At 55.1% G+C, this 18,954-nt stretch carries 14 protein-coding genes; 13 read left to right on the top strand and 1 reads right to left on the bottom strand.

What is annotated here, in order from left to right:
- Positions 1-17 precede the first annotated feature (17 nt).
- From AC58P5_RS14710 to AC58P5_RS14760, 11 genes are all read left to right on the top strand, one after another.
- Positions 18-1,691, top strand: a complete 1,674-nt coding sequence (locus AC58P5_RS14710) for a b(o/a)3-type cytochrome-c oxidase subunit 1 (protein ID WP_497387693.1) — start codon at positions 18-20, stop codon at positions 1,689-1,691.
- Between the two features lie 201 nt (positions 1,692-1,892).
- Positions 1,893-3,113, top strand: a complete 1,221-nt coding sequence (locus tag AC58P5_RS14715) for an NAD(P)/FAD-dependent oxidoreductase (protein ID WP_497387695.1) — start codon at positions 1,893-1,895, stop codon at positions 3,111-3,113.
- Positions 3,114-3,342: 229 nt separating this feature from the next.
- Positions 3,343-4,587 carry an NAD(P)/FAD-dependent oxidoreductase gene (locus AC58P5_RS14720; protein WP_497387697.1) on the top strand — a complete coding sequence of 415 codons (1,245 nt, stop codon included), beginning with the start codon at positions 3,343-3,345 and terminating at the stop codon, positions 4,585-4,587.
- A gap of 109 nt (positions 4,588-4,696) precedes the next feature.
- Entirely contained in the window at positions 4,697-5,701 is a 1,005-nt protein-coding gene (locus tag AC58P5_RS14725) for a Gfo/Idh/MocA family protein (protein WP_497387699.1), read from the top strand.
- The gene (locus tag AC58P5_RS14730; protein ID WP_497387701.1) at positions 5,694-6,680 is read left to right on the top strand and encodes a Gfo/Idh/MocA family protein; all 987 of its coding nucleotides are present in this window, start codon (positions 5,694-5,696) and stop codon (positions 6,678-6,680) included. The genes AC58P5_RS14725 and AC58P5_RS14730 overlap by 8 nt, the downstream gene beginning before the upstream one ends.
- A 245-nt stretch (positions 6,681-6,925) precedes the next feature.
- Positions 6,926-7,279, top strand: coding sequence for a DUF1516 family protein (locus tag AC58P5_RS14735; protein WP_475716111.1), 354 nt, complete (start codon positions 6,926-6,928; stop codon positions 7,277-7,279).
- Positions 7,280-7,358: 79 nt separating this feature from the next.
- The gene (locus AC58P5_RS14740) at positions 7,359-7,994 is read left to right on the top strand and encodes a KinB-signaling pathway activation protein (protein WP_497387703.1); all 636 of its coding nucleotides are present in this window, start codon (positions 7,359-7,361) and stop codon (positions 7,992-7,994) included.
- Positions 7,995-8,034: 40 nt separating this feature from the next.
- Positions 8,035-9,210 carry an MFS transporter gene (locus AC58P5_RS14745; protein ID WP_497387705.1) on the top strand — a complete coding sequence of 392 codons (1,176 nt, stop codon included), beginning with the start codon at positions 8,035-8,037 and terminating at the stop codon, positions 9,208-9,210.
- Positions 9,211-9,427: 217 nt separating this feature from the next.
- A complete protein-coding gene (locus AC58P5_RS14750) occupies positions 9,428-11,575 on the top strand; it encodes a DNA topoisomerase III (protein ID WP_497387707.1) in 2,148 nt (715 codons plus the stop codon).
- 233 nt (positions 11,576-11,808) lie between these two features.
- A complete protein-coding gene (locus AC58P5_RS14755; protein WP_497387709.1) occupies positions 11,809-12,264 on the top strand; it encodes a Dps family protein in 456 nt (151 codons plus the stop codon).
- Positions 12,265-12,425: 161 nt separating this feature from the next.
- Positions 12,426-14,108: an alpha/beta hydrolase family protein gene (locus tag AC58P5_RS14760; RefSeq protein ID WP_497387711.1), complete on the top strand. Its 1,683-nt coding sequence runs from the start codon at positions 12,426-12,428 to the stop codon at positions 14,106-14,108.
- A 514-nt stretch (positions 14,109-14,622) separates the two neighbouring features.
- On the opposite strand, the gene AC58P5_RS14765 is transcribed toward AC58P5_RS14760, so the two are convergent.
- The gene (locus AC58P5_RS14765; protein ID WP_497387713.1) at positions 14,623-15,738 is read right to left on the bottom strand and encodes an NAD(P)H-dependent flavin oxidoreductase; all 1,116 of its coding nucleotides are present in this window, start codon (positions 15,736-15,738) and stop codon (positions 14,623-14,625) included.
- 265 nt (positions 15,739-16,003) lie between these two features.
- On the opposite strand from AC58P5_RS14765, the gene AC58P5_RS14770 reads away from it, so the two are divergent.
- Complete coding sequence (locus tag AC58P5_RS14770; RefSeq protein WP_497387715.1) at positions 16,004-17,005, top strand: NAD(P)H-quinone oxidoreductase; 1,002 nt, start codon at positions 16,004-16,006, stop codon at positions 17,003-17,005.
- A gap of 209 nt (positions 17,006-17,214) precedes the next feature.
- Positions 17,215-18,897 (top strand): fibronectin type III domain-containing protein, encoded by a 1,683-nt coding sequence (locus AC58P5_RS14775; RefSeq protein ID WP_497387717.1) that lies wholly within the window; start codon positions 17,215-17,217, stop codon positions 18,895-18,897.
- Positions 18,898-18,954: the final 57 nt, after the last annotated feature.

Below are 18,954 nucleotides of genomic sequence, written 5' to 3' on the forward strand. Positions count from 1 at the left end.
AAAGGAAGTCGTTATGTATGAACGGAACCGAAACGCAACCGGCTCGGCAAGCCGCCGTTTCCTTTAGTCCGAAAGACAGCAAGCTCGTTCTCGCTCACATTCTATTCGCTTTCGGTGCTCTTCTTCTCGGAGGTATCGCCGGAGTGCTGCAGGGGCTGGTCCGCGGAGGCATGGTCAAGCTGCCCGCCGGTATCGGCTATTATCAGCTGCTGACGGCACACGGCGTACTCATGGCGCTCATTTTTACGACCTTTTTCATTATCGGATTCTTGTATTCCGGTATTTCCAAAACGCTCGGAGGCGAGCTGCTGCCGCTGCCGCGGCGTCTCGCCTGGCTCGGATTCGGCCTGATGGCGGGCGGAACGGCGCTGGGGACGGTTTTTATCCTGCTCAATAAAGCGTCCGTGCTGTACACGTTCTATGCTCCCCTTAAAGCGTCGCCTTATTTCTATATCGCTTTGACGATGGTTGTCGTCGGCAGCTGGATGAGCGGCTTCGGTATCTTCATCAATTACCGCTACTGGAAGCGGACTCATAAAGGGCAGCTTTCGCCGCTGTTTTCCTTCATGGCGGTCATTACGATGCTGCTCTGGCAGGTCGCGACCATCGGGGTGGCGGCGGAGATTCTGCTTCAGCTGATTCCTTGGTCGTTCGGCTGGGTCGACACCGTAAACGTCCTGCTGAGCCGTACCTTATTCTGGTATTTCGGTCATCCGCTCGTTTATTTCTGGCTTCTGCCCGCCTATATTTGCTGGTATACGATTATTCCGAAAGTCATCGGCGGTAAAATATTCAGCGATGCGCTGGCCCGGCTTTCGTTTATCCTGTTCCTGCTGTTCTCGATTCCGGTCGGATTCCACCATCAACTGACGGAACCCGGAATCAGCTCGTTCTGGAAGTTTCTCCAGGTTATATTGACTTTCATGGTCATCGTGCCTTCGTTGATGACGGCGTTCTCGCTGTTCGCTACCTTTGAAACGACGGGCAGGGAAAAAGGGGCCAAGGGCCTGTTCGGCTGGTTCAAGTTCCTCCCCTGGAAAGACGTCCGCTTCTTCGCTCCGTTTATGGGCATGCTGGTCTTCATCCCGGCGGGAGCGGGCGGGATCATTAACGCCAGCAACCAGATGAACCAGGTCGTACACAATACCCTCTGGGTTACGGGGCACTTTCACCTGACCGTCGCGACTAGCGTGGCCCTTACTTTCTTCGGCATTACGTACTGGCTGATCCCGGCGATCACGGGCCGGCAGCTGACGCAAAGGCTGCACAAGCTGGGGATTTGGCAGACGATTCTCTGGTGCGTCGGCATGTTCTTCATGTCGGGTTCCATGCACACCGTCGGCCTGCTCGGCTCGCCTCGCCGAACCGCGTATACGACGTACGACAATCATCCCGACACGGTGCTGTGGATGCCGTACCACGTTGCGATGGCGGTCGGCGGCATGATTCTTTTCGTAGCCGTGCTCCTGATGATCTATAACGTCATCGCGCTTATGCGTTCGCCTAAAGGGGAGACGGAATATCCGCTCGGCGAAGTGCGCGACGCATCGGAGCCGACTCCGAAGCTGTTCGAGCGCTGGGGACTCTGGCTCGGCGTGACCGCCGTACTGATCCTTGTCGCCTATACGATACCGGTCGCCCAGATGATGGGCGGGGATACGCCGGGCTCCATCCCTTTTGTAACCTGGTAAGAACGGAGGAAGGCCGTCTGACGCAGATGCTGCGTCAGGCGGTTTTTTTGTCGCGCCGCAAGCGTAAAAAAGGCCGTTTTAAAGGTAGAGGTTTCCCAAAATGGGCATGATAACGGTATAGCCGCTTTCAGATCGATACCCGCCACGGAAGCCACGGCACTCGCGAATACGCCGATTTCAAAAGGAAGGAGGCCTGATCGTATGAATCTCATTTCAGGAGAACCGTACTGGCCGCATGTTCAGCCGGAAACCGCCCGGTATCCGAAACTCGAAAACGATACCGAATGCGAGATTCTAATCATCGGAGGGGGAATGTCCGGTGCGCTGGCCGCTTATAGGTTAGTCCAGGAGGGATTCACTCCGGTGCTGGTAGACAGCCGGGATATCGCCGGGGGGAGTACGGCAGTCAACACGGGAATTGTGCATGTGTTCAACGATAAAACCTTGACCAGCTGCATTCATACGTTCGGAGAAGAAAACGGCGTCGCTTTTTACAACTTGTGCGGGGAAGCGGTCCGGACCCTTGGCGGGATCTGCCGCGAAGAGAAGCTGGACATCCACTTCAGGAAGCGGGATTCGCTATACCTGGCTTCGGATGAGAAGGATGTGCCCTTGCTGCTGAAGGAATACCGGAACCTGATGAAATACGGTTTTCAAGTCGAATATTTAACGCCGGATCAGATCGCGAAGAAGTTCTCGTTTACAAAACCCGGAGCCATTCTGACCGCCGAAGGGGCCGCCATTAATCCTTATGCCCTTGTACACGGCTTGATAGCGGCCTTGGCAGCCAAGGGGATGAAGGTATATACACGAACCGAAATCATTTCCCGTGTGGATACAAAGGACGGAATCGTGTTCACGACCCGGGACCGCCGCCGCATCCGTGCCCGCTGCGCCGTCTACTCCACCGGACACGAATCCCAGGAGATAAGAAAAAATCCCAATGCGAAGCTGCTTACCACCTACGCTCTCGTGACAAAGCCCCTTCAAGAAATAACGGGCTGGCATAAGGAATGCATGATTTGGGAGACGGCCCGCCCTTACCTGTATTTGCGTACAACCGGAGACGGAAGGATTATAATTGGGGGAGAGGATGAGCCGATGATGACAGAAGAAGAGCGAGCCAAGCGCCTGACGGTAAAGAAAGACGTTTTGCTGCATAAAGCGAAGGAACTTTTTCCACATCTGGATCTTCAGGCGGAATACGCATGGGCGGGTATCTTCGGGGCGACTCACGACGGTTATCCTATGATCGGAACCCAGCCGGGTTTTCCGAACAGCCTGTTTTCCCTGGGGTACGGAGGGAATGGGATCGTATACTCGGTACTGGGGGCCGAGATCATTGCCAGTCTTGCAAAAGGCCGCCCTCATCCCGGTGAATCGTTATTCCGTTTTGATCGAAACGGATCGGACATTAGCTAAAGAGCGGGTGCGGCCCCGGCCGCCCCAAACTTAATCTTTTTTTAATAAATACAGATATTTTACGGCCTCTTCCCCTCCTATATTCGACAAAGTCCGCTTCGTGAAATACGGGGCGGGCTTTTTGGCTTATTTAGTACAAAAGCAAGCAGGAATGGGTTTCCAGTTAGAACTTTTCCGGAAAGGGGTAGTGAACGGTAGAATACACAGACGACTAAGGAGCCGTGAAACAATGGATCTGATTACAGGAAATCCCCTCTGGCCTCATACAAGTAGCGGAAAAAAGCAAGTTCCCCGGTTGGAGGAAGATATAGAATGCGAAGTTCTGGTCATCGGCAGCGGAATGTCCGGGGCCATGAGCGCTTACATGCTTACGAATGCGGGATTCGATACCGTCCTTGTGGATTCAAGGGAAATAGCAGGCGGCAGCACGATGGCGAATACCGGCATCATTCAATTTTTCAACGACAAAACGTTAACGAGCTGCATTCACACCTACGGGGAGGAGAACGGCGTGGCCTTCTACAAGCTGTGCGAGGAAGCGGTCCGCACCCTGGGGCGGATCTGCGAAGAGGAAGGGATCGACGCCCAGTTTCAGCGGCGGGAATCGCTTTATATGGCTTCCACCGAAGCGGATGTGCCGATGCTGGAGGAAGAATACCGGACGCTGAACAAATACGGATTTGAAGTCGAGTATTTGCAGCCAAGCGGCATAGCGGATAAATTCTCTTTCACAAAACCCGGGGCTATCCTCGCGTCCGGGGATGCGGCCATCAATCCGTACGCCTGCGTTAACGGCCTTATCGAGGTATCGGCCGCAAGGGGAATGAGAGTATATGCCCGGACCGAAATCGATTCACGTCTGGAAACGCCGAACGGCACGGTCTTTTATACGAAAGAAAGGCGGCGGATACAGGCGAAGTATGCGGTTTATTCGACGGGATACGAAACCCAGGAAATGAAACGCAACCGCAATGCCAAGCTGCTCACCTCCTACGCGATTGCTACTCAACCGGTGCGCGAATTTCCCGGATGGTACAAGGAGTGCATGATTTGGGAGACCGCCCGCCCTTATCTGTATATGCGAACGACCGTGGACGGAAGGATTATTGTGGGAGGGGAAGACGAAGACATGCTTCCCGAAGAAGAACGGATTAACCGCCTTGCGGTCAAGACGGATATTTTGCTGGACAAAGCGAAAGCCTTGTTTCCGGAGCTTGACCTTCGCGCGGAATTTTCGTGGGCGGCGGTTTTCGGTGAAACGCATGACGGGTATCCACTGATCGGAGTGCAGGACGGATTTCCGAACAGCATGTTCTCGCTCGTATACGGCGGGAACGGAACGGTATACTCTGTGCTGGGCGCCGAAATGATTGTGAACCGGCTGCAAGGTCTTACGCATCCGGGGGAGAGACTGTTCCGGTTCGACAGACCCCGTCATACCCCGCCTGCCTCCGAAGTCAAGCAAGTAGGTTAGAAAATTAATGTCTGCTTAACATACAGACATTTTATGGCTTCCCCACATCCTATATAATGAAGGAAGCTGTGTACCGCACAGATTTTGCTTCAGGGAGAGGAGAACAAGCATGAAAGTCGCCGTAGTTGGCTGCGGAACAATGGGGACCGTTCACGGAACGGATTATCATCTGCTGCCGGGAGTCGAATTAACCGGAGTGTGCGATCTCGACCGGGAAACGGCTCGGGAACTGGCCGGACAAGTGCAGACGAAAGCGTACTTTTCTTTCGAGGACATGATGGCGGAGGCGGACATCGACGTGGTCAGTATTGCTCTGCCTACCTACCTGCACAAGGAATACGTCATGAAAGCGGCCGATCTGGGCAAGCACGTAATTTGCGAAAAACCGATTGCGCTGACGCTGGAAGATGCCGAAGAAATGATCGCCTACTGTCAAAAGAAAGGTGTGCGTCTGTTCATCGGCCATGTAGTCCGTTTCTTCCCGGAATATGCGGATCTCAAACGCAAGCTGGATGCCGGCGTGTCCGGAGAACCGGGAGTGGCTCATCTAAGGCGGGTAGGCTCGCATCCGGGAACCGCCAAGGACTGGTACAACGATTTTGACAAAAGTCACGGCGTCATCATGGACATGATGATTCACGATATCGACTTTGCCCGTTGGGCGTACGGCGAAGTGCAAGAAGTATTCGCCCTCAACCGGCGCAGCGAAGAGCAGGATTACGCTCTCGTGACCCTGCGGTTTGCAGGCGGCGCCATCGCGAACCTTGAAGGCCACTGGGGCTATCCGGGCGCTTTTGCGACAGCCGCCGAATTCGCAGGAAAGGCCGGCATCATCCGGCTGAACAGCGGGGAATCGAATTCTTTGAAGCTGATGAGAAGCGGGGCGGCACCGGCCGGCGCACGCGGGGTACAGGTGCCGAAGAGCCCGTCTTACCAAGACCCTTACTACTACGAGCTGGAGCATTTCCTTGCCTGTATCCGCGAGGATAAGGAACCTCTCGTTTCGGCGGAAGACGCGCTCCGGGCCCTGGAAATCGTGCTGGCGGCGCTCGAATCCGCACGTACGGGACAGCCTGTCAGACTGCCGGTAAAAGGAGGCGCAGCGCATGAGTAAGCTTAAAATCGGAATGATCAGCTTCGCCCACAGTCATGCGTTTTCGTATTTTAACGCACTGAACGCCATGCCGGAGGTCGAGGTTGCCGGGATTGCCGATGAAGACAAGGACCGTGTGGCCCAAATAACGGACACCTATGGAATCCCGTACTACAGCGATGCGGAGGAACTGCTGAAAACCGGCCTAGATGCCGTTGTGATCTGTTCCGAGAATTCCCGCCACGCGGAACTTACGATCGCTTCCGCCAAAGCCGGGAAGCACATCCTGTGCGAGAAGCCGCTCGGCATCTCCACGGCGGAGATGGAGGAGATGATCGCAGTGTGCCGGGACCATGACGTGCAGCTGATGACAGCGTTTCCGTGCCGCTACATACCGGCTGTGGTGCAGGCCAAGGAAGCCGTCGACCGCGGGGAAATCGGCGAGATTATCGCCATTAAAGGAACCAACCGCGGCAGCATGCCGGGCGGATGGTTTGTGGACAAAAAGCTCTCCGGCGGCGGGGCCGTATTCGACCATACCGTCCATGTGATGGATTTGATGCGGTGGTTCCTGGGCAGCGACGTCCGTGAAGTGTTCGCTTATGCGGATACCCGCTTCCACGAACTCGATATCGACGACGCCGGCATGGTGCACGTGAGGTTCGAGAACGGCGTCTTTGCCGTGCTGGATCCGAGCTGGTCCCGCAGCAAATCGTTCCCGACCTGGGGCGATGTAACAATGGAAATCACCGGCACGAAAGGGGTCATTTCCGTCGATTCCTTCGCGCAGAAGAACGAGGTTTTCAGCGATGTGACCGGCAAGGCCCAGTGGAGTTACTGGGGAGACAACATGGACGAATATATGATCAGAGGATTCGTCGATGCCCTGCTCGGCGGCAAGCCGGTACCGGTTACCGGCGAAGACGGGCTTAAAGCGGCGGCCGTCGGCCTGGCCGCGTACGAGTCGGCGCAGGCGGGCAAGCCGGTCGTATTGAAATAAACTTTTAAAAATCCCAGGTCCTTGCGTTCCGGCGGGTTCCTTGCGTAGGGCAGGGACACGCGCCGGTTTCGCAAGGGTTTTTTTCGGCCTTTTAACCGGTTAAAGTTTTGTGAACACTTTCCGACACTAGTGTCTTATTGAACGGGTTATTGTCCCCGAGACCTTGTAAACCCACGGACGGCTTGATATGATAAGGGCGTTGCTGCGTCTACAAGGAATACATATATGAACATGGAGGAATCGACATGTCAGACAAGCTTTTAAACATTTTTCACCAATCGCATGCGGGATCGTGGGCATTCATCGTCATCCTGTTTGTGGTAAGCGCCATTTTTTACCGGCAGAAAATTACTCCTATGCTTCTCAGACTGTTTTATCTGATTATGCTGGTTTCCGGAATCGGCATGCTGATCGGCTATGGCTTCCCGGTCAAGTACGTGGTGAAGGGAATTATCGCCATCGTTGTGATCGGATTGATGGAAATGATTCTCGGCCGTATGAAAAGAGGACAAGGCAAGGAATCGTCCACGAAGATTCTTTTTGTCGTCTGGGCGGTTCTGATCCTGATCGTCGTGCTTCTCGGCTACGGAATATTTTAAGTAAACGAAAAAGCGGTAGAACCGTCCCTGCGTGAATGGGGGACGGTTTTGTCCGTGTATCCGGTTAAGGAGAGAAATCATGTTAAAACCGATGCTGTTTCTGTTCTGGTCTACGATGTTGGGCGGGCTTGTTCTCGGTATTGCCGTCTGGGGAATCGGCAAGGCTGTTTTCCCGGACTTTGTGTCCATGGATGTCGCGGTGAGCGGCGCCAGTGAATTTTCCATGATTATTATGGCGACACTTACCATGTGTATGATCAGCGTAGTCGGGTATTTCGCCTACCTGATGACGAATTACTACATGATCGGAATTCTCCGGAACCGTAAAGGCGCCTGGTCGGGTCTTCAACTGTTCTTTATCGTCATGGCTATCGCCAACTTGTTTTTCCTGCGTTATCAAAGCTTTGCGGAAGGCAAGGAAAGCCTGGCGATGTATGCCGGTACTCCGGTCTTGATCGCTGTGGCGGGTTTGATCGTTTCGCAAGTGAAAGTGAAGCTGACCAATGCTTCGGCCAGAATTCCGACGCTGTTCTTTATGATCGTGGTCACCTGCCTGGAGATGCTCCCGGCATTCAGCATCAACGATTTGACTTCGCTGCTGTACGTCTCGCTCGTTCTGCTCGCCTGCAACGCGTGGCAGATTCTTATTTTCCACAAGCTGACAAATACGAAGAAGCACCAGCAGATGAAAAAAGCGCAAGTTAAGAAAGCGTAATTCTTACACAGGTACAAGTACTTCCAAAGGGGCCGATCGTATGAACAAACGTGTCGTGTTCATCATGCTGCTGATGTTTACAGTCTATCTCGGATTCGGATTAATTATCCCCGTCCTGCCCGAGCTGCTGCACGGGATACCGAAAGGAGAGACGCATCTGGGATGGGTCCTCTCCATTTACTCCGTCATGTCCTTCCTGGTCTCTCCTTTATGGGGAGGCCTATCGGATAAAATCGGCCGCAGACCCGTTCTGCTGACCGGAATTTTCGGCTTTATGATTTCCTTCATCCTGCTTGCGCTGGCGGGAACGAATCTGCCGCTCCTCTATTTGTCCCGCATTTTGGGCGGCATCTGCTCGGGAGCGCTGAGCGGGGTCGCGCTCGCTTATGTCGCGGATATTACGACCCATGAGGAACGGACGAAATCGATGGGATTCGTCGGAATGTCGATCGGACTGGGCTTTATTTTCGGTCCGGCGATCGGGGGAACCTTAAGCGTGGTCAGTTTGTCACTCCCGTTCTGGGGAGCTGCGCTTCTATCCGCGGGAATTTTCTGCGCGGGATTCATGAAGCTTAAAGAATCGCTGCCGGATAACAGGGGACAGCACCAGGGGGACAAGCCGTCCCGTTGGTCTCTGCTCCGCGGAAAGCTCGGTTATCTGTATATGATGACTTTCTTCGTCACTTTCTCGCTCGCGGGTCTGGAAGCGACTTTCCAGTACTTCCAGATCTCCCGTTTCGACGTCACGCCGCTGCAGATCGGCCTGATGTTTATGTTCAGCGGATTTGCCGATGCGCTGGTACAGGGCGGGCTCGTTCGGGTCATTGCCAAGAAAAAGAAGGAAAAGCTCGCCATTCTGTGCGGATTGTTCGCCTCGGCCGCCGGTTTCCTGCTCGTGCTCGGCTCCGCCGATTTCTGGTCGGCCACGCTGGCCCTGACCGTGTTCAGCGCCGGCAACGCGATGATCCGGCCTTGCATCAACTCGCTGCTCACCCAGCGCACCCGGCACGGTCAAGGGGTCACAACGGGCCTCAGCTCGTCCATGGACAGCCTGGGCCGCATCGCGGGACCGATTACGGGCACTTCGCTCTTCGGCATCCAGCACGGCCTTCCTTTCGCGGCCGGAGCCGTCGTTTCGGTGCTGGCCGGCCTGCTGCTGCTCCGTTTCAGTCAGCTCGACCGCGAATCGGGGGAAGAGCTGCAAGGGAATGTTTAGCCTCCCTGATCTTTCTAACCGTAAAGATGAAGACCCGCCTGGGCCCGGCGGGTTTTTTCCGTTTGCGCGGACCGTGGAAAAAGCTCCGAAGGGCGTCCGTGGTTGACGCGGCGCCGGAAACGTTTTTACAATAGAAGAAGGAAACGAGCGGAACGGTACGGGTAAGCCCCTAATCAGGCTTTCCGGCCCGTTACCGGTTTATTAAAAGGAGAATTCGATGAGCAAATCACTTGTACTGGCCGAAAAACCGAGCGTGGCAAAAGAAATCGCCCGTGTGCTCGGATGCGGTCAAAAGCATAAATCGTATTACGAAGGTCCGGGACATGTGGTGACCTGGGCGCTCGGTCATCTTGTCGGCCTTGCGGAGCCCGAAGATTATGATACCCGTTATCAGAAGTGGAACCTGGAAGATCTGCCGATTATTCCGGGCCGCATGAAGCTTAAAGTGCTGAAGGAAACGTCCCACCAGTTCCGCGCCATTGCGGATCTGGCGAAGCGCAAAGATTTGGCGGAGCTGATCATCGCGACGGACTCCGCCCGCGAAGGCGAGCTTGTCGCCCGGTGGATCATGGAAATGATCCGGTGGAACAAGCCGTTTCAGCGGTTGTGGATCTCCTCGCAGACCGACAAGGCGATCCGCGAAGGCTTCGCGAACCTGAAGCCCGGCCAACAGTACGACCGCCTGTTCCAGTCGGCGGTCTGCCGGGCGGAGGCCGATTGGCTGATCGGCCTGAACATCACCCGCGCGCTCACGAGCAAGTACGACGCGCAGCTTTCGGCCGGACGCGTCCAGACCCCGACGCTCGGGATGATCATGGACCGCGAGCAAGAAATCCGGGGCTTCCGGTCCGTGGAATACTGGACCGTGCAGGCGGATTTCGGCGCGTTCCGCGGGACGTGGCGCCAGCGCTCCGGCGAGAGCCGCCTCTTCGAGCGCGAGCGTGTCGACGCGCTCGTGCAGCGCGTCTCGGGCAAGAGCGGCAAAGTCATCTCCGTCAAGAAGTCCGAGAAGACGGAGCCTCAGCCGCTCGCGTACGACTTGACGGAGCTCCAGCGGGATGCGAACCGCCGGTTCGGCTTCTCGGCGAAGCATACGCTTTCGACGCTCCAGCGGCTCTACGAGCAGCATAAGCTCGTGACGTACCCGCGGACGGATTCGCGGTACCTCACCAGTGATATGACGGGCACGCTCAAGGAGCGGCTCCAGTCCGTTGCCGTCGGTCCGTACGCGCCGCTTGCGAAACCCCTCATGAAGGGCCAGTTGCCCGTGTCGAAGCGGATTGTGGACGATTCGAGAGTGTCGGACCACCATGCGATCATTCCGACGGACGAATATGTGAATCTGTCCGCTCTCTCAACGGACGAGAGAAAGCTGTACGACCTCATCGTCCGGCGTTTTCTGGCGCTATTCTATCCGGCTGCCCGTTACGAGACGACCTCGATGGTCGTCGAAGCGGACGGCGAGCCGTTCCACGTGACCGGCCGCGTCGTGAAGGATGCGGGCTGGCGGAGCGTATACGGTCCGGGAACCGCCGTGGACTCCGGAGACGGCGACGAGGAGGACGGCACAGAGGGCGCTGACCGCGCGGATCTGCAGGAACTTCCCGCGCTGAGCGCCGGGGATAGCGCCGGAGCAGTCCGCTGCCGCGTCGGCACGCACCGGACCCAGCCGCCGAAGCGGCATACGGAGGCTACCCTCCTGACGCAGATGGAGAAGCACCATCTCGGTACGCCTGCAACGCGGGCGGAAATTATCGAGAAGCTCGTCAACTCCGATACGATCGAGCGCGAAGGCGGGTTCCTCCACCCGACAGGCAAAGGCACCCAACTGATCGAGCTGATTGCCGAGGAGCTGCGTTCTCCCGAGCTGACGGCTAAGTGGGAGCAGGAGCTTGAAGATATCGCCCGGGGCCGGGGCCGCACCGAAACGTTTCTCAGCGGAATCCGCGACATGACGAAGCAGCTTGTAACCGGCGTAAGAACGAGCCAAACAGAATACAAGCCTCACAACCTGACGAATAGCCGGTGTCCCGAATGTGGAGAAAGGTTAATGGAGCGGAAAAGCAAGCGAGGCAAAATGCTCGTGTGCGCAAACCGCGAATGCGAATACCGCCGCTCTGCGGAGAAGCAGCTCGTTAACCGCCGCTGCCCTCAGTGTCATAAGAAGATGGAGCTGAAAACCGGCAAAGCGGGAAAATATGTCCAGTGTCTCCCGTGCAATGTCGTCGAAGTGCTGGGAGAAAGTACGGGGAAAGTCGCCAAGCATCAGCAGCAGAAGCTCGTCAAACAGTACAGCAAGCAAGAAGATTTAGGGTCGAGTCTCGGGGATGCTCTTAAGGCGGCTTTAGCCAAGAAAGACGATTAACATCCAACGTTCGCGAATCCAGGCGTGTGTAGCGACACGGCCCGATAGTCGGACGAGCCCCAAGCGGTATCTACCATAAGGGCGGGAGTGAGCTCCTGCCTTTTCCACACTTCTTATTTAGAATTATTATAATTAAGTATTGATTTTAAATAAGGGTGGTGGTAAACTAAGTGCATGGCAACAAAAGAAGAATAAATGAACCCTAACGAGGATCATCAAGGAGGAAACTAACCATGAAAACTGTGACTCAAGCGAAAACCGTGACCCAATTAAATCATCTGGCCGCCGACTGGACGGTCCTTTCCATGAAACTGCGCAACTTCCACTGGTACGTAAGCGGACCTCATTTCTTTACGCTTCATGAAAAATTCGAAGCGTTTTATAACGAAGCGTCCGAGCATATCGACGAAATCGCCGAGCGGGTGCTGGCGTTGAAAGGCAGACCGGTAGCTACACTAGCCGAGGCTTTAAAGCTGGCTCGTTTGCAGGAGGCTGCGGGTTCCGAATCCGCGGAGCAGATGGTAGAAGCCGTGCGAGGCGACTTTGAACAGCTGGTCGGTTTTCTGCAGGAAGGCATCGCGGCAGCCGAAGAAGAAGGCGACGAACCGACGGCGGATATGCTGACCGAGCTGCAGGCATCGCTTCAGAAACACGTTTGGATGCTGGGCGCGTTTCTTGGCCGCGGTTAAATTTTTCTTAGTAAAGGCAGGTTCCTGCGGGACCTGTCTTTTTGGCGTACTTCCTACTTAAGTCCCGTCGACCCTATGGAAGATTGTGCTATACTGATAGATGGCGGCTGCTAGAAATAGGCTGCTAGATTCTCCAACTATTTCATAATTGAGGTGACCCCATGAAAAAACGTCTGCCTGTTTGGCAATCCGCCGTGGTTGCTTCCATGCTTCTCGCCGGTGCCCAGCCCGCGGCCGCTGCTTCCGCGGATACATCGGCTGCCCAGCCCGTTTCCGCTTCCGATACGAAGGCGGCAACCGTTCTTGCTCCTCTGCGTCTTGTAAGCGAAACGGCCGGTGCCAAGGTGGCCTGGAACAACGAAGAGCGTACCGTAACTTTGTCTCTTGGGAGCGATACGATTACACTCACGATCGGAAAATCTACAGCCCGGATCAACGATAAAGAAGTGGATTTAGGGGCTGCGGTCCAAATCAAAGACGACAAAACGTTCGTTCCTTTGAAGTTTATGACGGAGGCTTTGCACACGGCTGTCTCCTGGGATCCGCAAACCGGCAAGCTGATCATCCCGAAAGGGGACTTGAAAGCCGCGGCAAGCGCATTCGCCAGCCACTGGCTTCAGGGAGAGAGCGAGAGCGCGGTTTCTTATTTTAACGAAGATCTCAAAAAATCTCTGAATGCCAATCAGCTTCATTACATATCGCAGTACTACACAAACATGTACGGGCCGATAACCGGACAGCTTGAGGCCGGGACGACAAGCACTTCCGTGCATGAGAATGTGTACTTGACTTATGAAACGCAGAGCACGCTTCCGTTCCAGATGACAGTCCGGTTCGACAAGCAGGAACGAATCGACGATTTATACATACCGCCCTACTATTCTCCGGATACTTACCGGAAGCCGTCTTACGACGATTCCAGCGCTTATGTTGAAAAAGAGGTGAAGCTCGGCGAAGGAAGGCTTGCTCTTCCGGGAACGCTCACGCTGCCTAACAAACCGGGCCCGCATCCGGTTGTCGTCCTCGTTCACGGCTCAGGCGCGAACGATCGCGACGAATCGATCGGCGGCTCCAAGCTGTTCCGGGATTTGGCGGTCGGTTTGGCAGCCGAGGGGATCGCCACTCTCCGTTACGAGAAAGTGACGCGCGAGCACCCGTTCAAATCGGCGACGCCTGCTTTTACCGTACAGGACGAGACTGTAACGGATGCGGTATACGCGGTTAATCAGCTGGCGAAGACGGCGGATATCGATCCCCAGCGTATCTTCGTAGCGGGCCACAGCCAGGGCGGAATGGTCGTTCCGCGCGTTATCGACGGAGTCAAGGAAGTGAAATTGGCCGGTGCCGTCGTGCTGGCCGGACCGACCAACTCTATCGAAGACGTCGTACTGGAGCAGTCCAAATACCAGCTGGAAGTAAACCGGGAACTCGGACTCGATACGAGCATGCTGGAGCAGCAGGTCGCTTTCTGGGAACAGCAGCTTAAGCTGATCAAAGATCCGCAGTATTCCGTGGACAAGCTTCCGAAAGACCTGGCGCTGAGCAACGCCTACTGGTGGATGGATTTCCGCAACTACTCGGCCTCCGAAATCGCTAAAAAACAGGACAAGCCGATGCTTATCCTGCAGGGGGATAACGATGCCCAGGTGCTTTCTTATCATTTGGACAAATGGAAAGAAGCCCTTAAAGAGCGCACGAACGTGGAGTACAAGCTGTATCCGAAGCTGAACCACGTATTTGCCGAGGTTGAAGAAAAATCGACCGGTGCGGAGTATAGCGAGCCGGCTAATACACCCGTTTCCGTCATTAAAGATATCGCCGATTGGGTGAAGAAAACGAAGTAAGGCGCCTAGCCGAAAATGCAAAAGCCTGCACGGGAGGAAATTTCCTTTCCGGGCAGGCTTTTTGCCTGTATAGGCGGCTTGGCGGCCGATTTCGGCGGATTTTACGGATATTGCACGATTGCGCGTGTCTATCCGCGACAACGAGTGGGGCTACTCCAACCGTGTAGATTCTTGCATCATGGCTGGCTGGATCCGATAGGGCTGTCATCGAACTCCTCGGGGTTTCCAGCGCGCGGTGTTTCGCTGCACGACTGCGGCCGGTCGATCACATGCGGCTCATTTGAGCAAGCGCAACCGCACAGCGATGCCAAAGAAGCAGCGAGGGTACACCTTTTCACTGCTCCCGGCGAACGGTTCTGCGCCGCATGACGGTAGCCACACCCGCACGCCGGGAGCAGTTCTCCTCTTATAGAGCGTTTGCGGTGTCGTTGGCAGAAGCGGGATTTGGGCCCTTTTTCTTTGGATTTTAGCGGGATTTTATCAAATCCCTAAGCTGCAGACAGGCAGCTCACGATCAGAGCTTTCGTCCGCTCATCCTGTTTAACGCCTCGTTGGTTTCCCGGATCAGCTCTTCGATGACCTGCGCGGCTCCGCTGCCTCTGGCGAGAGAGGCGGCTTGGCCCGCCCACATGGCCATATAGGCCGGATTACCCGCTTTGGCGGCATTCCGGCGGATGCCCTGGGTAAGAGCATTTTGGGCGGGGTAGGAGGGAAGCAGGCTGTCCAAAGGCTGCAGCTCTTCCAGCAGCGCCGTCCGGATGCCGCGGGCCCGCTTGCCGGACACCGCCCGCGTGAGCACGGTGGACTCGTCGCTTGCGGCGAGTACGGCTTCCTTGTGGACGGCGTGAGCGCCGCTTTCCGCGCAGGCGAGGAACGCCGTGCCGAGCTGCACGGCGTCCGCCCCGAGGGCCAGCGCGGCGGCTATGCCGCGGCCGTCCATGATCCCGCCGGCGGCGATGACCGGCACACGGACGCGGTCCGCGATCTGAGGCACGAGGGCCATCGTGCCGATGAGCGGCAGCTCGTCGTCGCGTTCGCGGGGAAACGTGCCGCGGTGGCCGCCGGCTTCGCTGCCCTGGGCGACGATCGCGTCGACCCCGGCTTCCTCCAGCGCGGCGGCTTCCCGCACGGTCGTCGCGGTGCCGATCGTCCGGATGCCGAGACGCGCGCATTCCGCGAGAGCCGCCGCATCCGGCACGTCGAATGTGGAGCTGAATACCGGGACCCGCTCCTCCAGGAGGACGGCGAGCTGTTCCCGGTACGATTCGCTCCACACGGCGGGAGGACGCTCCTCGCGGGTGCCCGTCTTCTCCCGCAGGGGAGCGAGCAGCCGCCACGCTTCGTCGGCTTTTTGCCGCTGCTCCTGTTCATGAGGTCCTTGCCCGGGTTCGGGCAGAATGAACAGGTTGACGGCAAAAGGGCGGCTCGTCCGGCTGCGGATTTCGCGGACGGCGGCGGAAATCTGCTCCGGCGTCATGTAGCCGGCGCCGAGCGTCCCGAGGCCGCCGGCTTCGGATACGGCGGCTACGAGTGCCGGCGTCGTGCTTCCGCCGGCCATTCCGGCCTGGATAAGGGGGTAGCGGATTTGAAAAAGCGAACAAATTCGGTTGGATCGATTGGAAGGAGTCATGATCGGGAGCCTCGCTTTCTGTTCTGTTTTTTGCGGGCACGGCTGACTGCTGATTGCTGATTGCTGGTTGGCTGCAGGGATGTCTTTTTAAGAAAAAGTGCGGTTTTACGGTTAATGTCGTCCCGGAGTCTAAAGTTCAAGCGGATAGTTTAAGTATACCTCGGTTGGAACAACTTTGCTGCCGGGGGGCGGACAAGCAAATGCCCTGCGCGCGTGGTATACTAATACCTATTGCAGATGTTTATCAACCAGAGGAGTGATCCCGATGAAGGCGGTACAGATCAAACAATATGGCGGACCGGAAGAGCTGTATATCGGGGAAAAGCCGGACCCTGTTGTGGGCGAAGGCGAACTGCTTATACAAGTAAAGGCGGCAGGTCTTAACCGTGCGGATCTGATGCAGCGTGAAGGTAAATACCCCGCGGTTCCCGGGGAATCGGATATACTCGGCCTGGAAATGGCAGGCGTTGTTATAGGTGTAGGAAGCGGCGTTACCGGCTGGAGAGAAGGCGAGCGCGTCTGTGCGCTCCTTCCCGGAGGCGGTTATTCGGAGCGGGTAGCCGTTCCCGCGGGAATGGCGATGCGTCTGCCGGCTAACCTGAGCTATGCGGAAGGAGCGGCTATTCCGGAGGCATTTCTGACGGCTTATCTGAACCTCGTTAAACTGGGAGGAATGTCGGAAGGAGACTACGTGCTCATTCATGCGGGTGCAAGCGGCGTCGGTTCGGCTGCCATTCAACTGGCCCGGGAATTCGGAGCGCATGCCCTGGTGACGGCGGGTTCCAGCGAAAAGTTGGAGTTTTGCCGGGAGCTTGGCGCGGAAGGCGGCTGGAATTACCGCGAAGGCTCCTTCGTCCCTTGGCTTAAGGAGGTAACGGGCGGACATGGCAGCGACATTGTGCTCGATCTCGTGGGTGCCCCGTATTTTACGGACCATCTGGCCAGTGCGGCCGTAGGCGGACGTATCGTCCTCGTGGGCATGACGGGCGGTTCCGAAGTCCCGATGGAGAGCTTTGATTTGAATCCTATGCTGATGAAACGGATTTCCATCATCGGTTCCACGCTGCGCAGCCGCAGCCGCGAGGACAAAATCCGGCTGACCCAGCAGTTCTGGCAGCAGGCAGGTCCCGGCTTTGCGGACGGTGCCCTCCATCCGGTCGTAGACCGGATTTTCCCGTGGAGCCGTGTGCGTGAAGCCCACGAGTGGATGGAAGCGAACCGGAACAAAGGCAAAGTGATTCTGGATATTACTGCGGATGCGGAATAATTGAATCGGTTTAAAATCGGTGAAAAACCAGAAAAGAACTCCAACTATAAAGTTTAGTTGGAGTTCTTTTTGTTATGTCATTCTATTTCAATAATATTACTTAGAAATAAATTTATAGGTTTTTAAGATTATATTTAAAAATATATAGCTTATATTATAGGTCTATAGTAATATTATAATAAATAAAATGTGTTATTAGTGGAGGAAAAATGAAAATGAATAAAAAGTTGGGTTTATTTGCATTTCTTTTGGCTTTTTTTATTTGTGTTGTTAGTCAAAACGAAGCCGCTGCTGCAGGAACCTATTCAGGCGGCTTGTTGGATAAAGTTCCGCTGAAAACGGGTCCTAGTTATCATGAGCCGACAGGCGCCGATGTAACAGCAATAACGGATGGCGATGCTTCAACTAGGCATTATATGCAGCACCCGATTGTATGGCATCAATTCGCAACTCCGCAAACTATAGGTGCCGTAATTGTGAACGCTAAAGGGGCGGTTGTCGAATTTTATGATTCGAATTATAAACAAGTGGCTGATCCTTACACTCCAATCATGAACGATGGTGTTGAAACTCTTCCTGAACCTGCAAAGAATGTATCGATTATTGTCTTAAAACATCCATTCTTAAATGTATTCGAGTGGAACGTTTTTGAAACGGCGATCTATAAAGCAGAGCCCACAATGATTACTTGGATTCAGGCAGGTGACAAATCGGTTGATTTGGATTGGAAAGCGACCGGGGCTGAATCCTATAATGTGAGAAGATCCGCTTCTCCTGGCGGGCCGTATGCTCTGATCGCGAATGTGAAAGGAACTTCCTATGCCGATGAGTCTGTAGTGAATGGGAAAACTTATTATTACGTAGTAACTTCCGTAAATGCAGCCGGAGAAAGTGCTCCCTCTTTAGAAAGATCGATAAAACCGGAAGCGACCATATACACAGGCGGATTATTGGACCGTAAAGTACTGGATCTTGGTAAAACCTTCGGCAGTTCCACAGGAACGACCCGTATTATGACTGATAACGATGGATACAGCATGCAGCTTGTTCGCGGAATGGCCTGGTATTCTTTTAAGACGCCAGTGAATATTGAGTCGATTATTGTCTATGGCGCTCCGGGCTCAACAATAGAATTTTATGATGCGGATGAAAAGCTCATCGACACTCCTTATGTACCGACTTTGAACAACAAAATAGAAAATTTACCGTCTCCCGCGAAAAACGTGACCTCGGTAGTGCTTAAACATACGGAAGGTAACTTCCGTGAATGGAACGTCTTCGGCAAAGCCGTCGAGCCGCCGGTTGCAGCTCCGCTTAACCTGACAGCCGCAGGCGGTGATAAGAAAGTTACGCTTGCCTGGAACAGCGTGAACAATGCGACAAGCTACAACGTAAAACGCAGCACAACCGCAGGCGGTCCGTACGTAACCGTTGGTTCGGTTACGGGCGCGACTTATAGCTACACCGATACAAATGTCGTTAACGGCACGACTTATTACTATGTAGTAACGGCGGTAGCCGCAGCGGGAGAGAGCGCGCCGTCCAACGAAGCGTCCGCCACTCCTAAAGCGGGAGACGTAGTCATTCCGCCGGAGGAAGAATCCGGTGACAGCGCCATTCTCGTCATTACGCTTAACAACGGAACCGAGAAAGAGTACGACCTTTCCATGAACGAAGTTAACGCATTTATCGCGTGGTACGAAGGCCGTGCGGCAGGCAAAGGCCCGGTTATGTTCGCGATCGACAAGCACGAGAACAACAAGGGACCGTTTAAAAACCGCAAGGATTACATCCTGTACGACAAAATCATTACGTTCGAAGTGAACGCCTACGATAACGGCAAAGGCGAAACCACGCCTCCGGTTAATCCCGAAGACCCCGGCAATTTATAAATCGGAACTTCAGCGGAAAAAGATAAGCTTTCACGACAAAAGGCCCTTGATCAGGTA

The organism is Paenibacillus sp. JT31N7 (genome assembly GCF_059692095.1).

Excerpts from the sequence above, each read along its gene's own strand:
- AC58P5_RS14710 (WP_497387693.1), top strand. The coding sequence starts at position 18 with ATGAACGGAACCGAAACGCAACCGGCTCGGCAAGCCGCCGTTTCCTTT.
- AC58P5_RS14715 (WP_497387695.1), top strand. The coding sequence starts at position 1,893 with ATGAATCTCATTTCAGGAGAACCGTACTGGCCGCATGTTCAGCCGGAA.
- AC58P5_RS14720 (WP_497387697.1), top strand. The coding sequence starts at position 3,343 with ATGGATCTGATTACAGGAAATCCCCTCTGGCCTCATACAAGTAGCGGA.
- AC58P5_RS14725 (WP_497387699.1), top strand. The coding sequence starts at position 4,697 with ATGAAAGTCGCCGTAGTTGGCTGCGGAACAATGGGGACCGTTCACGGA.
- AC58P5_RS14730 (WP_497387701.1), top strand. The coding sequence starts at position 5,694 with ATGAGTAAGCTTAAAATCGGAATGATCAGCTTCGCCCACAGTCATGCG.
- AC58P5_RS14735 (WP_475716111.1), top strand. The coding sequence starts at position 6,926 with ATGTCAGACAAGCTTTTAAACATTTTTCACCAATCGCATGCGGGATCG.
- AC58P5_RS14740 (WP_497387703.1), top strand. The coding sequence starts at position 7,359 with ATGTTAAAACCGATGCTGTTTCTGTTCTGGTCTACGATGTTGGGCGGG.
- AC58P5_RS14745 (WP_497387705.1), top strand. The coding sequence starts at position 8,035 with ATGAACAAACGTGTCGTGTTCATCATGCTGCTGATGTTTACAGTCTAT.
- AC58P5_RS14750 (WP_497387707.1), top strand. The coding sequence starts at position 9,428 with ATGAGCAAATCACTTGTACTGGCCGAAAAACCGAGCGTGGCAAAAGAA.
- AC58P5_RS14755 (WP_497387709.1), top strand. The coding sequence starts at position 11,809 with ATGAAAACTGTGACTCAAGCGAAAACCGTGACCCAATTAAATCATCTG.
- AC58P5_RS14760 (WP_497387711.1), top strand. The coding sequence starts at position 12,426 with ATGAAAAAACGTCTGCCTGTTTGGCAATCCGCCGTGGTTGCTTCCATG.
- AC58P5_RS14765 (WP_497387713.1), bottom strand. The coding sequence starts at position 15,738 with ATGACTCCTTCCAATCGATCCAACCGAATTTGTTCGCTTTTTCAAATC.
- AC58P5_RS14770 (WP_497387715.1), top strand. The coding sequence starts at position 16,004 with ATGAAGGCGGTACAGATCAAACAATATGGCGGACCGGAAGAGCTGTAT.
- AC58P5_RS14775 (WP_497387717.1), top strand. The coding sequence starts at position 17,215 with ATGAAAATGAATAAAAAGTTGGGTTTATTTGCATTTCTTTTGGCTTTT.